The organism is Sulfurospirillum sp. HTRB-L1 (assembly GCF_059415125.1).
Window position 1 is genome coordinate 212,521 of sequence record NZ_JCAHZR010000001.1, and the last position, 14,539, is coordinate 227,059.

16 protein-coding genes are annotated in these 14,539 nt (G+C 47.8%); 4 read left to right on the forward strand and 12 right to left on the reverse strand.

Annotated features, from left to right (window positions below; genetic code table 11):
• Window positions 1–3: 3 nt before the first annotated feature.
• From hemC to AC5SLM_RS01040, 8 genes are all read right to left on the reverse strand, one after another.
• Window positions 4–954, reverse strand: coding sequence for a hydroxymethylbilane synthase (gene hemC / locus AC5SLM_RS01005; protein WP_495249057.1), 951 nt, complete (start codon window positions 952–954; stop codon window positions 4–6).
• A 1-nt stretch (window position 955) separates the two neighbouring features.
• Entirely contained in the window at window positions 956–1,384 is a 429-nt protein-coding gene (locus AC5SLM_RS01010) for an FxsA family protein (protein WP_495249058.1), read from the reverse strand.
• On the reverse strand, window positions 1,381–3,087 hold the full coding sequence (locus AC5SLM_RS01015; RefSeq protein WP_495249059.1) for a proline--tRNA ligase: 1,707 nt from the start codon (window positions 3,085–3,087) through the stop codon (window positions 1,381–1,383). The genes AC5SLM_RS01010 and AC5SLM_RS01015 overlap by 4 nt, the downstream gene beginning before the upstream one ends.
• Window positions 3,084–4,388, reverse strand: a complete 1,305-nt coding sequence (gene hemA / locus AC5SLM_RS01020) for a glutamyl-tRNA reductase (RefSeq protein ID WP_495249060.1) — start codon at window positions 4,386–4,388, stop codon at window positions 3,084–3,086. Before hemA ends, AC5SLM_RS01015 begins: the two co-directional genes overlap by 4 nt.
• Window positions 4,388–5,284, reverse strand: coding sequence for a polyprenyl synthetase family protein (locus AC5SLM_RS01025; RefSeq protein WP_495249062.1), 897 nt, complete (start codon window positions 5,282–5,284; stop codon window positions 4,388–4,390). Before AC5SLM_RS01025 ends, hemA begins: the two co-directional genes overlap by 1 nt.
• Entirely contained in the window at window positions 5,285–5,728 is a 444-nt protein-coding gene (locus AC5SLM_RS01030) for a hypothetical protein (protein ID WP_495249063.1), read from the reverse strand. It lies immediately after the preceding gene.
• Between the two features lie 4 nt (window positions 5,729–5,732).
• Entirely contained in the window at window positions 5,733–6,014 is a 282-nt protein-coding gene (locus tag AC5SLM_RS01035) for a DUF2018 family protein (RefSeq protein ID WP_495249064.1), read from the reverse strand.
• Window positions 6,015–6,308: 294 nt separating this feature from the next.
• A complete protein-coding gene (locus AC5SLM_RS01040; RefSeq protein WP_495249065.1) occupies window positions 6,309–6,674 on the reverse strand; it encodes a hypothetical protein in 366 nt (121 codons plus the stop codon).
• A gap of 172 nt (window positions 6,675–6,846) precedes the next feature.
• Between AC5SLM_RS01040 and AC5SLM_RS01045 the strand changes: the two genes are divergently transcribed.
• From AC5SLM_RS01045 to cysK, 3 genes are read left to right on the forward strand one after another with little or no spacing between them, the layout of a single operon-like run.
• The gene (locus AC5SLM_RS01045) at window positions 6,847–8,109 is read left to right on the forward strand and encodes an O-acetylhomoserine aminocarboxypropyltransferase/cysteine synthase family protein (protein WP_495249066.1); all 1,263 of its coding nucleotides are present in this window, start codon (window positions 6,847–6,849) and stop codon (window positions 8,107–8,109) included.
• Window positions 8,110–8,112: 3 nt separating this feature from the next.
• Window positions 8,113–8,526, forward strand: coding sequence for an RrF2 family transcriptional regulator (locus tag AC5SLM_RS01050; RefSeq protein WP_495249067.1), 414 nt, complete (start codon window positions 8,113–8,115; stop codon window positions 8,524–8,526).
• A 10-nt stretch (window positions 8,527–8,536) separates the two neighbouring features.
• The gene (gene cysK / locus AC5SLM_RS01055) at window positions 8,537–9,445 is read left to right on the forward strand and encodes a cysteine synthase A (RefSeq protein ID WP_495249068.1); all 909 of its coding nucleotides are present in this window, start codon (window positions 8,537–8,539) and stop codon (window positions 9,443–9,445) included.
• Window positions 9,446–9,459: 14 nt separating this feature from the next.
• Here cysK and truC read toward each other — a convergent pair whose 3' ends face one another.
• A complete protein-coding gene (gene truC / locus AC5SLM_RS01060; RefSeq protein ID WP_495249069.1) occupies window positions 9,460–10,209 on the reverse strand; it encodes a tRNA pseudouridine(65) synthase TruC in 750 nt (249 codons plus the stop codon).
• A gap of 253 nt (window positions 10,210–10,462) precedes the next feature.
• On the opposite strand from truC, the gene AC5SLM_RS01065 reads away from it, so the two are divergent.
• Window positions 10,463–11,662 carry an EAL domain-containing protein gene (locus AC5SLM_RS01065; RefSeq protein ID WP_495249070.1) on the forward strand — a complete coding sequence of 400 codons (1,200 nt, stop codon included), beginning with the start codon at window positions 10,463–10,465 and terminating at the stop codon, window positions 11,660–11,662.
• On the opposite strand, the gene AC5SLM_RS01070 is transcribed toward AC5SLM_RS01065, so the two are convergent.
• Genes AC5SLM_RS01070 through AC5SLM_RS01080 form a run of 3 tightly spaced genes read right to left on the reverse strand, consistent with a single transcriptional unit; the run spans window position 11,659 to window position 14,521 of the window.
• Window positions 11,659–13,269 (reverse strand): cation:proton antiporter, encoded by a 1,611-nt coding sequence (locus tag AC5SLM_RS01070; protein WP_495249071.1) that lies wholly within the window; start codon window positions 13,267–13,269, stop codon window positions 11,659–11,661. The two genes, AC5SLM_RS01065 and AC5SLM_RS01070, sit on opposite strands and share 4 nt — an antisense overlap.
• A 3-nt stretch (window positions 13,270–13,272) precedes the next feature.
• Entirely contained in the window at window positions 13,273–13,647 is a 375-nt protein-coding gene (locus tag AC5SLM_RS01075) for a heat shock protein transcriptional repressor HspR (protein ID WP_495249072.1), read from the reverse strand.
• A 1-nt stretch (window position 13,648) separates the two neighbouring features.
• A complete protein-coding gene (locus tag AC5SLM_RS01080; protein ID WP_495249073.1) occupies window positions 13,649–14,521 on the reverse strand; it encodes a DnaJ C-terminal domain-containing protein in 873 nt (290 codons plus the stop codon).
• Between the last annotated feature and the right edge of the window lie 18 nt (window positions 14,522–14,539).

Sequence of the window (14,539 nt, forward strand, 5' to 3'; positions counted from 1 at the left end):
CTCCTAGTCGTTAAAAATGACGGTCATGGCCATCGTTTCGGCTTTTTGAAGCAACGCCCGCGCGCCGCGTTCTACCATGCGTTTGGCCAAAACTTCGCCCACTGTAGCGTAGTCTTCTTTCTTACATGTAAGGCTTTCCTCAAGAATCTGACTCGCATCTGGCAAGCCTACCATGGCCTTTACGTGGACGTGTTCTTTTTCCAAGGTGGCATTCACGCCGATGGGCACTTGGCAGCCTCCTTCCAAGATGCGCACAAAATCCCGTTCAATAGTCGTCTCAACAATGGCATCCTCGTCGTTCAAAAAAGCCAACATTTCCCGAAGCTCTGGCGTGTCAACACTTTCAATGCCCAAAGCCGCCTGACCACTGGCTGGAATCATCCACGTTTTTTCAATAGGCGCAAAATAGCGCACTTCCTCTTGAAGCCCCAAGCGCACAATGCCCGCCGTTGCCAAGATGATGGCGTCAAATTCCCCCTCTTTAAGCTTACGAATGCGGGTATTGACATTGCCTCGCAAGTTTTTAATCACCAAATCAGGACGCTTGGTCAACAGTTGCATCCGACGGCGCAAACTGGTGGTGCCTACCACCGCACCTTGGGGCAAAGCGTCCAAGGAGGCGTATTTTTCTGAGAGCATCGCGTCGCGCGGGTCTTCCCGCTTGGTGAGTGCCACAAGAGCCAAACCCTCAGGAAACTCTGCGGGCACGTCTTTGAGGCTATGCACCGCCAAGTGCGCATTGCCACGCAACATCTCCTCTTCCAGTTCTTTAGTAAAAAGCCCTTTGCCGCCAATCTTGGCCAATGGTGTGTCTAAAATCTTATCGCCCTTGGTTTTGATGACATTAAGCGTTACATGTAAAGAAGGATACCGCTCCATCAGTAAGGCTTTGATGTGTTCAGCTTGCCATAAGGCCAGTTGGCTTCCACGGGTGGCGATGATAATGTTTTCCATGTTAATCCTTCTTGGGTTCTTTGCTGCGAGGCGATTCTTCAATGACCTCCACGTCAATCACGCCATCATCACGGTACGTGCGTCCATCAGGACGAGTAGCGGGTGGCGCGAAACGTTTGGAGACCAAGGTTGCCACGGCGCTAAATTGCAAAGCAAGCCCCAAAATGTCACTAAACACTCCTGGTGCAATGAGTAAAAATGCCCCAATAACCGTAAAAAGGCTGATTTGACTCAGTCCTTCGGGTGTCAGATTGCGCTGGGCAAGGGCGTGCAAACTTTGGGCAAGAGTGGCGCGAAAATTGGCTAAAAACAGTGCGCCCAAAAACGCTGTGCCCATAATCTCTACAAAAGCACCAAGGCCACCAAGTTGGCTAAAAACATTGACACTGATAAGGGTTTCAAAAAAAATGTAAAGGATAAAATAAATCACGCCAAACGCCTTAAAATCTCCGCTTCAATCACCCCAATATCCATGGCTTCTTTTTCAAGGGTTTTGCGGCTCACAAGCTCCACCTTGCCCTCCTTAAAGTCCTTGCCCACAACCACCGCGTAAGGAAAACCGATGAGCTCAAAATCGCTCATTTTAAACCCAAAGCGTTCGTTGCGGTCATCCAAAAGCACTTCTACGCCCTTGGCTTTTAAGGATTCATACAAAGAGACGGCGTAGGCCAAACTTTCTTCGTCTTTGGTATTAGAAACGATGATTTCAACGGCGTATGGGGCGGTTTGAAGGTTCCAAATACACCCTTTTTCATCGTGGCTTGTTTCAATCATCACCGCAATCAAACGGCTCACTCCAACCCCATAACACCCCATCCAAAAAGGCTGTGCTTTGCCGTTTTGGTCTAAAAAGGTCGCATTCATGGCTTTAGAGTATTTTTGACCCAATTGGAAAATATGCCCTACTTCGATGCCTTTGGTTACGCCAAGTTTTCCTCCGCACAAGACGCAACAATCCCCCGCCTCCACGGCCACCAAATCTTTAAAACGTGCGGCTTTAAAGCTAGCAACTTTAACACCCACCCAATGGTAGTCTTGCTCGTTTGCACCGCAAATAAGGTTAGCTTCGTTTTCAAGCTCTTGGTCGATGTAAAATTCCACGCCCTCAGGTAAGCCAATCGGCCCGCAATACCCCGCCACAAGCCCTGCTTTTTCGATCTCCTCAGGAGAAGCGTCTGCTAGCTCAAGGGCGCCGCACGCGTTTTGCGCTTTGGTTTCTTGCAACGCATCACACCCGCGTACAAAAAAGACCACCACGGCTTCTTTGTCTTGAAAAACAGCTTTTTTAATCACCGCTTTGATGGTATAAAAAGGGTCTACATGTAAATACTTCCCAACCGCTTCAATAGTGTTTTGATTAGGCGTGTGAAACTTGGCAGGATTGGCTTGTGGGGCTTCGAGGGTTGTGGTTTTTTTAGCGCGCTTTGCCGCTTCGATGTTGGCGCCATAGTTGCACCCATCACACACCACGATGTCATCTTCCCCATTGGGCGCTAAAACCATAAACTCTTTACTTCCACTGCCTCCAATGGCTCCACTATCAGCTTCCACCGCGCGAAACTCAAGGCCAAGGCGCTCCAAAATACGCGTATAGGTTGCCTCCATAAGGTTAAATTCACGCACCAAATCCTCTTGGCTCGCGTGAAAGCTGTAGCCGTCTTTCATGGTAAATTCACGTCCACGCAACAGACCAAAACGCGGTCTGGCTTCATCACGGAACTTGGTGGTTATCTGATACAAATGCAAGGGCAATTGTTTGTAAGAATTAATGCGGTTGCGCACCATGTCCACCACCACTTCTTCGTGGGTTGGGCCCAACACAAAGCCGTTTTCTTTACGGTCGCTAAAGCGCAACAGCTCTTTGCCAAACACACTGTAACGCCCACTTTCTTGCCACAAATCTGCGGGACTTACCACGCCCATTTGCACCTCTTGGGCGCCAGCGTTGTCCATCTCCTCTTTCACAACCTGACGAATCTTGTCAAACACAATTTTGCCCATGGGCAAAAAGTTGTACAAACCGCTTCCTACTTGTTGAATAAACCCTGCGCGGGTTAAAAAGATGTGGCTAGGAAGTTGAGCATCCTTGGGGGTCTCTTTTGTTGTTGGGGCGTAAAGGTTAGAAAATCTCATGCATGTTTCTCCAGTTGATAGTCGCATTGGTAGTGGTCGAGTTGTTTGTTTTCTTCTTCGTTAATGTCAAAAAAGTATTGAATGGCTTGAACGATGGTATCGGATTCTGGCTGTTCGGCAATGGCTTTAAGGTTTTTAGTAGGACGGTGCAAAAACGCGTTAAACACTTGATGCACCACGCGCATCACCGCCTCTTCGCTCTCCTTGGGAATGTACCCTTTTTTTGCCGCCTTGGCGACTTCTTGCATGGCGCAATTTTTGGCTTTTTCGCGGATTTCTTTGATGATAGGGTCAACGCTTAGGGTTTGCAACCACCTGAAAAACTCGATGGTCGAACGCCCCACAATACCATAGGCCACCTGGGCTTGTTCTTCCCGAAGAGAGACATTACGCGAAACGATTTCTTTTAAATCATCCACCGCAAAAACCTGCACATTGGCACGGGGTGAAAGTTCAATATCCCGAGGCACTGCAATGTCAAAAAAGTAGCGCGGGTGCTCTTGGTAAGAGAGCATTCCATCCGTCACAATGGGCTTAGAAGCGCCTGTGGCAGAAAAGATGAACGAAAAACGGTTAACGTATTCGCCTAAAAAGGAAAAATCATCCACCCGCACCTCTCCTTCCACACTCGCCGCAAGCGCATAGGCATTCGCAGGGGTGCGGTTAATGAGCACGACTTTGGCCTTGTGTGCCAACAAATGTTTCACTGCTAGGGTACTCATCTCGCCCGCACCAATCACCAACACTTCTTTCCCTTCTAACGACCCCGCAATCTCTTCGGCCTTGGAGACCGCGACGCTAGAAACAGAAATGGGGCTTTGGGAGATGCTCGTTTGGCTACGCACCAAGGCGGCACAGCGAAAAGCATGGTGCATGGCACGGCTGAGTTTCAATCCGCAAAAACCGCCCTCGTAGGCAAAACGGTAGGCATCTTTGAGTTGGCCCACAATCTGCGTCTCTCCAATCACAAGGCTATCAAGGGAAGAAGCGACGGCAAAGAGGTGGTGGATGGCGCCGTTGTCTTCGTACACGTCCACGCGCCCAAGAATGTCCTCTTTATCTACCTTGCACACTTCCACCAACTGGCTTGTGATGTGCGCTAACGCTTCTTTGCACTCTTTAACGCTTGTGATGATTTCAACGCGGTTGCATGTAGAAAGGATGATGGCTTCATTGACGCTTGTATGAACGACAATCCGACACAGCATGTCGCGCAATTTTTCCTGAGAAGCGAAAGAAAGCCGTTCACGAATCCCAATGTCGGTGTTTTTGTGCGTGAAACTCATCGTCATATAATGCATCAGAACTCTCTTTCAATCATCTGAATCACGACCTTATCTAGCCCCTCTACTCCAGTTTTAGCAATGGCATCAAGGGCTTTTTTACCCAGGTTTTTGGCATGGTCGATTGCGCGCACAAGAGCGCCTGTGGCGTGCATTTTTTCTTGAATCCACACCGCTTGATTGGGCGATAATGCCACGCCAAAAAGCGAAAGAAGCACCGCCTTGTCTTGTGCATTTAACGCCTCGTACATGTAAAGGTACGGCAAAGTTGTTTTTCCCTCAGCAAAATCATTCAAAGCGGGTTTTCCCAACGTCTGGCTATCTTGGGTGATGTCTAAAATGTCATCCACAACTTGAAAAGCAAGCCCCAGATTTCTCCCATACGTCGCAAAAGGTTCCCACGGTTTTCCCACAAGTTGCGCTGCTGCTTTAGCACTGGCCTCAATGAGCGAAGCGGTTTTGTTGTAAATCATTTGGTCGTACGCGGCTTTGTCGTAGTGAAACGCTTGGGAAAGCTCCACGTCTTGAAGTTCGCCAAGGCTTAACAAAGCAACCGCATTAGAAATTGTTTGGGCAACCGCAGAAGGAAGGGCACAAAGTTCAAAAAACCCTTTAGAATAGAGGATATCGCCTAGCATAATAGCGGTTTTGTTGCCAAAACGGGCGTTGATAGAGTCTACTCCGCGACGCGTAAGCGCATCATCAATCACATCATCGTGCAATAAACTTGCCGCATGAATCAGCTCCACGATGGCCGCTAACTTCACCGCATCAGGATGCGCGCTGGCAATTTTTAAAATCAACTTCGCCCGAAGCCGTTTTCCACTGGGAACACTTTCGTACAAAGCACACACCCGCGCATCGCCCAAGGAAGCGACGATTTCCCCCATCGTTTTTTCTACTGATTCAAGCACCTATTCGTTCCGCCTTCTTCTAGGATCATCAAATTCAATCAAAACGCGCTTTTGGCGGTCTTGAATGTACACTTCCAAAAATGCTACTTTTTTTTCCGCATCAAACCCTTCAAATACCAACCACAACTCCGCCTTTCCTGCAATCCTATTAGCTGGGTCAACAAGTAAAGGCTCCCGCACTGTCTCAAGGCCGCGGCGAAGGGAAAGGGTATGTTGTTTAGGAAACCCCCGAAAATGCGTGTGTACAATTAAGTTGGTTGTATCGTACAACGTCCAAGAAAAACGGTACTCTTCTCGCCCTCCATCTACCTCATCCTTAAGGTACTCAGGATAAACAAACACCCGTGCCCACTCGTCTTTTTCAAGAATAAAGCGGTACTGGTGTGCCCATTCAACTTTCGCGTAAAGAGGAAGGGTGAATGTTGCAAGAAGCAACCACTTCAAAAGGTTATTCATTTTGGGTTAAAATGTCTCCCACGAGGGTAATATACAAGTCTGTTTTTCCCGCCTCTAGCTCATCTTGGCGTGTGTACCTAAAGGCATGCACAAGGGATTCAAGGGATTCTTCTTCCCCTAAACGCTCACTCAAGAGTGTTTCTATGGCGAGATAGCGGTCTAAAAATACATCAAATTCACTCTCTACCACACTGCGGTTTGCATGCAACAATACATCAAAAAATTTTGATCGCGGGGAGCCCGAAAATGGATCGTTTTCATCTACTTTTAACATGTGTCTCCATTATGAAAGGTTGGATTATAGCACATCAAATCTTGCGTTACCCCAAAACACCACACCGTAGCGTCATGGCTTAAGGGAAGGGGGAAATGCAAGAAAAATGTTCACGAAAACCTTAGCGTGATTGTCTGAATATTTGGTAAATATGTTCTGATTTTTCCGTCTTTATTACTGCCCATAGGTGCGCTATTTTCTAAAAAATATTCATAGCTTTGGGGATTTTTAATGCAAAAAAAGCCCTTAAAAAGGTTGTTTACATAAAAAAATACATACTATTTTATGTACTGTTTAATACCCATCTTCGTAGATTTTTGAACGGTGTTTACTCTTTTTGTAGCTACTGCTTGTTTTGAGCTTTTGGATGGCATTCACTTCTTTTAGTAACAGTTCCCATGCCACTTCTGACTCACTGGTCTTTCCGATGGTTTCTAGGACAAGATTCACGTACTCTTCCAGGGCGCGGGTATAAGGAGAGTCCAGCCCCACACAAGGTACTTTACTTAGCACGGTATAGTTTTTTTGCATTCTGGCCACAAAAAGGGTGTAGTCAAAATCTTCGCGCTTTAACAGTGCGGCGGCGGATTTGACAAACCGCTCCAATGCACGCACGTATTTTACGCGCTGTTCTTTTTCTTGTATGTGAAAGGGTTTCAACGTTCTTTGCCTTTTGTTGCTTTACATGTAAGGGTGTTGCGCATTATACCATTCACTGGCTTCGTCCCCCTCTTTTCTCTAATCTTGACTACTCCTATTAATTTACTTGACATTGTCAAAGAACTTTACTATACTTTCATCAACATTTCAAGTTTTAGACAAAGGAACCGCAATGACACAAGAAACGCAAGCACTGCACACGGGGTATGATAAAGCAGCCTTTGGCGCCATGGCGGTGCCACTTTACCAAACCACGGCCTATGATTTTGGCAGCCTTGAAACCGCCGCTAACCGCTTTGCCCTTCGGGAGCTTGGGCCCATCTACACACGCCTTAACAATCCCACCACTGAGATTTTAGAATCGCGCATGGCGGCCCTTGAAGCAGGCTCTGCGGCCCTTGCCACAGCAAGCGGGCAATCTGCTATCTTTTATGCCATTGCCAACCTCGCCAAAGCGGGCGATAACATCCTTGTAGCAAAGAAAATTTACGGGGGCGCCACCACCCTCTTAACCCACACTTTTAAGCAATTTGGCGTCACCGCGAAGCTCTTTGATAGCGACAAGGCGGAGGATTTGGAAGGGTTGATTGACGCTTCTACGAAAGCGATTTTCTTTGAATCCCTCTCCAATCCGCACATCTCCATCAGTGCGTTTGACACCATCGTGCAAGCTGCCCAAAAACATGGCGTCGTGACCGTTTGCGACAACACCGTTGCCACGCCTATTTTGTGCCAACCTCTTAGCCTAGGCGTCGACGTAGTCGTCCACAGTGCGAGCAAGTACATCAACGGTCAAGGCACGGCTATTGGTGGCATCATCGCAGAGCGCAAAGGACTAAATGATTTGCTCATCAACAACCCGCGCTACCCGCAATTTAACGAACCAGACGAGAGTTATCACGGTCTTGTGTACGCGCAACTTCCTTTTCCCTTGTTCACCTTGCGCACCCGCTTGTCTCTTATTCGCGACATCGGAGCGGCAATCTCACCCTTTAATTCTTGGCTCCTCATTCAAGGTCTTGAAACCCTTTTTGTGCGCATCAAAGCCCACAGCGAAAGTGCGCTAAAAGTAGCGCAATACCTACACGAACATCCTAGTGTTACCCTAGTGGGCTACCCAGGGCTTCGTAGCGATGCCCACCACGCCAAACTCAACCGTTATTTTAAGCTTCCCCTTGCCTCGGGACTCATTCACGTGGAACTTGAAAGCGAAGCATTGGCCAAGCGCCTTGTTAATGAAACCAAACTCTTTAGCGTGGTGGTTAACATTGGAGATTCCAAGTCGCTCATCACGCACCCTGCAAGCACCACGCACCAGCAAGTTTCCGCCGCTGACTTGGAAGCTTCAGGGGTCAATAACCGTGTGGTTCGTCTAAGTATTGGCTTGGAAAACAGTGACGATCTCATCAACGACCTTGCGTCGGTATTAGGATAAGCCATGGCACTCATTTCATCCAAGGGCGCGTACGGACTTCGCGCCATGTACGAACTCTCACTCGCGCAAGAAAACACACCTGTGCAGATTAAACACATCGCTGCCAAAACAGGGTTGTCTCAAAACTACCTTGAACAGCTCCTTAGCGTCTTGCGGCGGGCGGGCTTAGTGGAAAGCATTCGCGGTGCCCACGGGGGTTATCACCTCGCCAAACCCGCGGAAGCTATCATTGTGGGGGAGATTTTGGAGGTTTTAGAAGGAGAACTTCAAATCCTAAACCAAGGGGGGCAAAACGACCCGCTAACCTTGTTTTATGAAACATGTCACGAGCGGTTGGTCGAGATTTTTAACCTCCCTCTTTCGGAATTGCAGCAGTATCACGAGCGCCTTTTAGGCCAACTTCACTACACGATTTAAAGGATAACCTATGCCTATTGCATCTAACATTACAGAACTTATCGGCAACACCCCACTGCTTAAACTCAACCATGTGAGCGACCACGCCACCATCCTTGGTAAGTGCGAGTTTTTAAACCCTACCCATTCGGTCAAAGACCGCATCGCTTACAGCATGATAAAAGCGGGGATTGATGCAGGAAAAATTGACAAAAGCACCAGCATCATCGAACCTACTAGCGGCAACACGGGTATCGGCCTTGCGATGGTGTGCGCCTCTTTGGGCCTCAAGCTTACCCTCACCATGCCAAGCTCCATGAGCATCGAACGGCGCAAACTCCTCAAAGCCCTTGGCGCGGAACTTGTGCTCACTGAACCCGAATTTGGCATGAAAGGGGCCGTTGATAAAGCCAAAGAGTTGGCCCTTACTACGCCCAATTCTTATGTGCCACAACAATTTGCCAACCCTGCCAACCCTGCTATCCACGAAACCACTACCGCCAAGGAAATCTGGGAAGACACAGAAGGAAAGGTAGACATTCTCGTAGCAGCAGTTGGAACAGGAGGAACCATTACGGGTGTGGGCAAGGCGCTAAAAGCCCGCAATCCCAACATCAAAATCATTGCCGTTGAGCCTAACCTTTCGCCTGTGTTAAGCGGCGGCAACCCAGGGCCACATAAGATTCAAGGCATTGGTGCAGGCTTTGTGCCTGAGGTGCTAGACACCACCATCTACGATGAGATTATCCAAGTTTCCTTTGAAGATGCCGTAGAAACCTCGCGCAATTTAGCCCAAAAAGAAGGCTTACTTGTGGGCATCTCTGCGGGTGCTAATGTGTGGGCAAGTGCCCAAATAGCCCAGAAAAACCCTGGCAAAACCATCGTGACCATTTTGTGCGACACGGGAGAGCGTTACCTTAGTACGGTTTTATACGAATAATCTTCCACGGAGCCTTACATGTAAGGCTCCAACACCTCACGCCACCCGTTCATTTCACACACCTTTTGAAACATCGCATCCACCCCAGCACGTAGCACAAGCGTCTCTTTTGCATAGGGATGCGTAAAAGTTAAGTCTACTGCGTGAAGCAACAAACGGTGGCACCCGTAATGCTCCCTTGCAAATTGATTATGCTCGCCACGCCCGTATTTTGTGTCGCCCAAGATGGGGTGCGAAAGGTGCTTCATATGGCGGCGCAATTGGTGTTTTCTGCCCGTTTGAGGACGCAACTCCACTAGCGAATAGCGCACCGTCTCAAACCCTCCCACCGCGTAAGCAAGTTCTACCTGCGCCAAGGGCGCAAACACCGTGATGGCTTCTTGGGCTTCTTTGTCTTGGCGCGCGTGTTTGTCCACGATTTTGTCCAGTTTTTCCCTCAAAGGGTGCACCACAACCCCTGCCTTGGCGACAAAACCCCGCACGATAGCAAGGTAGGTTTTTTGAGGATGGTGCTCCATAAACTGTTCTCCAAGGCGCCTTGCGGTGGATGCATCAAGGGCAAAAAGCAGCACTCCCGAAGTGGGTTTGTCTAGCCGATGCACTGGAAAAACATGCTGCCCAATTTGGTCGCGCACCATTTGCAGGGCAAAAAATTGTTCATGGCGGTCAATCATCGACTTGTGCACGAGCAAGCCACTGGGTTTATTGACCGCCACAAGGCAGTCATCACGGTAGAGGATTTCAAGTTCTTTATTGGCCCACATGATTGCTCCACATTATAATTACAACACTTTTAACCGTAGCATTGTAGCAACAAAATCGCCTTTCACAGCAGGGTTTGCATTCTTCCCCAAAAGTAATGTTATACATTTGAATTTACTTTTAAAGCATTGATACCGACATATTTGTGCCTATTTTATGCACCAAAGCCTTACATGTAAAGCCTTTTTTGTTTAAAAAACAACCAGTAAAATTGTCATCCTTGTGTTAAAATTGACCTTTTCACAAGGAATCACCATGGTCACAGCGCTCATCGAAGCCGATAGCATTCGTATCTTTTTTCAACCCATTGTCTCTATTCGCCACACCAAGGTCATTGGGTTTGAGGCACTAACGCGGGCATACGACGAACAAGGTGAGTTTATCGCACCAAGTTTTTTATTTAGCCAAGCCAAAAAAGAAGGGGCTTCTTTTGAACTTGATAAGTTTGTCCGCAAAAAAGCCCTTCAAGCCTTTGTTCCCCATTACCAAGCCGACACAGGGTTGTTTTTATTTCTCAATTTTGAATCCCACCTTTTAGACCAAAAGCTTGATTTTGATGCCTTTGAGTTTGATAAAATCGCGGCGGAACTTGGCATCCCTCCACGTAGTATCGTGCTTGAAATCAAAGAAGACGAGGTGCAAAACAGTCAGCATTTAAAGCTCTTTTGTGAACATTACCGCAACTTAGGGTTCATCATCGCCTTAGATGATTTTGGCGCAGGAAGTTCCACCTTTGACCGCCTTGCTATCGTGCGTCCCAACATTGTCAAACTCGACCGCTCCTTGGTATTTAACCTGCACCAAAACTTCATTCACCAAGAGGTTTTAAAAGCCATCACCAACATGTGTTTTAACATCGGTGCCCTTGTTTTGTGCGAAGGAGTGGAATCTGAGGAAGAGATTTTAAAGGCCTTGCGTTTTGATGTGGACATTTTCCAAGGCTTTTGGTTTGCCAAGCCCTCTCCCGCCTTCGCCCCTTCGTTGTTGCTGTTTGAAAAAATCCAACACGTGGGCAACATTCACTCCGAGCGCGCCAAGGTGAGTTTACACAAAAAAACACGGCTCATTCACATTGCCACCAAGCACGCCCACGCTATCATTGAAAAAATTTCCACAAGTACGCCTGAGGACTTGCGCGCCTACTTGCATCAAGCCGAAGACCTAGAAGCCATCTACCGCATTGACGCGGCCACGGGCTTGCAAATTGGCGAAACCATCATCGACATTTCAGGCGGATGCTTCTTTCAACCTGCCAAAGAGGGGGACAACCACTCTCTTAAAGAGTATTTTTACATCACCAAAGAGTCTCAACGCAAAAACTTCTTGAGCCAAAAATACATCTCCCAAGCTTCGGGCGCCATGTGTCGCACCTTTGCCCAAGTGTTTAAAAAAGACGGGCGAGAGCAAATCCTTTGCCTTGACCTCAAGGCAAGTGCGTTTTTGACAACCTCTTAAGATTTTTCCACGCGGCACTGAAGGGCTTCGTGAATGAGGGCCTTGGCGGTCTCCCTGCCCTCATTCACAATATGCCCTACCTCAAGGCTTTCTATCAACTTTTTCTCCTCAAAATCCGCCACCCGCACCACAAGATTAACGGACGCCTTAAAGCCCTTGATGGCTTCACATATCAAGCGTAGTTTGTGCTCATTGTGCACCGCCACAATCACTGCGGCAGAAGTTCCCACAGAAGCGGCTTCAAGGATGCTCTTGTGGCTAGCATTGCCAAAGAAAACAGGCTCATTGCGTGCACGCCCTAGTTGAACAAGGCTAATATCGTGTTCAATCACCAAGTAAGGAATATTGCGCTTTTTAAGGCGGTATACAACTTCTTGGCCCAATTTTCCATACCCGCACACCACAATGTGGTCTTTCACTTCCGAGGAGACCACCCGATACGCATCGGCAAAGGTTGCCGGAGCCAGAATATCGGCAATCCACCGCACGTGGCGCAGCATAAAAGGAGTCAGCAACATGGAGGCAACAACCATCATAATCAGTACTTGTGCCATGTGCGGGGGAATGATGGAATTGGCTCTGGCTAGTTCAAAGACCGCCAAAGAAAACTCCCCAACCTGCGAGAGGCTAATGGCGGTTTGCAAGGCAGTACGGCGGTTTTGATACAGGCGTAAAATCCCAAAAATAATCACCGCTTTAACAAGCATCACTACGACAATCACCCCAAAAATCACATCCCAATAGGCCGCCAACACCGCCATGTCCACTTGAAGCCCCACGGTAATGAAAAACAACCCCAAGAGTAAATCGCGAAAAGGAATCAAGTCCGCTTCAATCTGGTACTTAAACTTTGTCTCCGCAATCATCATCCCCGCGATAAACGCGCCCAATGAGTACGAAAACCCAAAGGCATGGGCAAGATAAGACGCACCAATGACTAAAAAGAGAAGGGTTGCCACAAAGGTTTCTTCTGAGTCTGTGGCCACTACATGCAAAAGAAGGTGGTTAAGCAGGTATTTTCCCACGATAAACAGCAACAAAAGCACAATAACCGCGCTAATGAGTGTCTCTTGCAAGAGCGCGCCAAGGGAGGTTGCCTTGGCACTAAAAATCGTAATCATCAACAAAAGAGGAATCACGGCAATGTCTTGAAAGAGTAAAATTCCAAGGGATTTTCGCCCATAGGTCGTGTGAATATCGCCGCTGTCGTTTAACACTTTCAACACAATAGCCGTAGAAGAAAGGGCCAGGGCAAAGCCGATGATAATGGCACTTTTTTGCGGAATCCCAAACGCATACTGCGCCCCAAGGGAATAGACACCTCCGCTAATAGCCACTTGTAAAAAGCCGTTCACAAAGACTTCTTTTTTCATGGCAATGAAGTGTTTGATGGAAAATTCCAGACCAATAGTAAACATTAAAAAGACGATGCCAAACTCGGCCACTTGGGTCAAATCTGCGTTGCCATGCAAGTCAAACACTTGCGCAATCACGGCACCCGTCGCGATATAGCCAATAATCGTGGGGATATTAAACCGTTTCAACAGGACATTTAACGCCACAGCCAATGCCACGGCGATTAAAAAAATACCTAGAAACGATTCCACGCACTACTCGCCAAAAAGAATGATTTCGTAGCTGTTTTTTCGTTTGACGAGGGAGTTTTGAGGGGGAACGGTGCCGCGCTGATTTACTTTAGAGACCTCCACGCGCAACTCTTCAATCAGCACCTCATACTCGTCGATTTTTTCTTTAAGTTGCAACACTACATCCACGCCCGCTAGGTTTACCCCCAAATCACGAGTAAGGCGCAAAATCATCTTGATGCGGTCGATGTCACGTTGGGAATACAAGCGCATTTTACCGTCCGTTCGAGAAGGCAACACAAGCCCTTCGCGCTCATACTGGCGCAAGGTTTGGGGGTGAATGCTTAGCACCTTGGCCACCACACTAATCAAATACACCGGCTCATCATACGTATGCATGTTATTCTCCTGGCAATTTTTCTTTCATGAGTTCGACCAAACCCGCATCGAGGCTTTCAACCGCAGGCAACGCGATGGATGCTTTAAGGTACAAATCTCCTTTTTCACCTGATTTTCGGTTGATGACGCCGTAGCCTTTGACGCGAAATTTTTGCTCTGGCTTGGTGTTTTGCCCCACCTTAAGGGTAATCTCTTTTTCTAGGGTTGGTACAATAATTTTCCCGCCAAATAAGGCCGTTTTCAAAGGAATGGCAATGCTTTTTTCCAAGTCATCCCCTTCGCGGGTGTATTCAGGACTTGGGGCAATTTCCACGCTTAAAAAGAGGTCACCTTTTTGCCCTTGGTGGCTTTTGCCTTTGTTTTTAATGCGCATTTTTTCCCCATGTTTGATGCCTGCGGGGATTTTAATATCAAAGCTTTCACCCCCATAAGAAACCGAATGCTTTCCTCCTAAAATCGCCACATTAAACGGAATAGTGATGCGTGCATTGACATCCAAATCAGGCTCGGCAAATTGTTCAAACCCACCGCCAAAATTGCTAAATCCGCCAAAGCTACCAAAGCTTGCCCCGCCACCGCGTCCAAAAATATTGCGCAAGATTTCGTCCAAATTGCCATTGCCATGGGTGTGGGCAAAATCGTGGAAATTTTGGCCACCAAACATGCTATCGCCGTGCCTGTCGTACTGGGCTTTTTTCTGAGGATCACTTAAAATCTCGTACGCGGCGTTGATTTCTTTAAATTTATCTTCTGCACCCGCGTCTTTGTTGACATCGGGGTGGTACTTGCGGGCTAACCTTCTGTACGCTTTTTTAATTTCATCTGCAGGGGCATCTTGACTCACCCCCAGTGTTTCATAAAGACTGCTACTCACCTTCTTCTCCTTGGCATA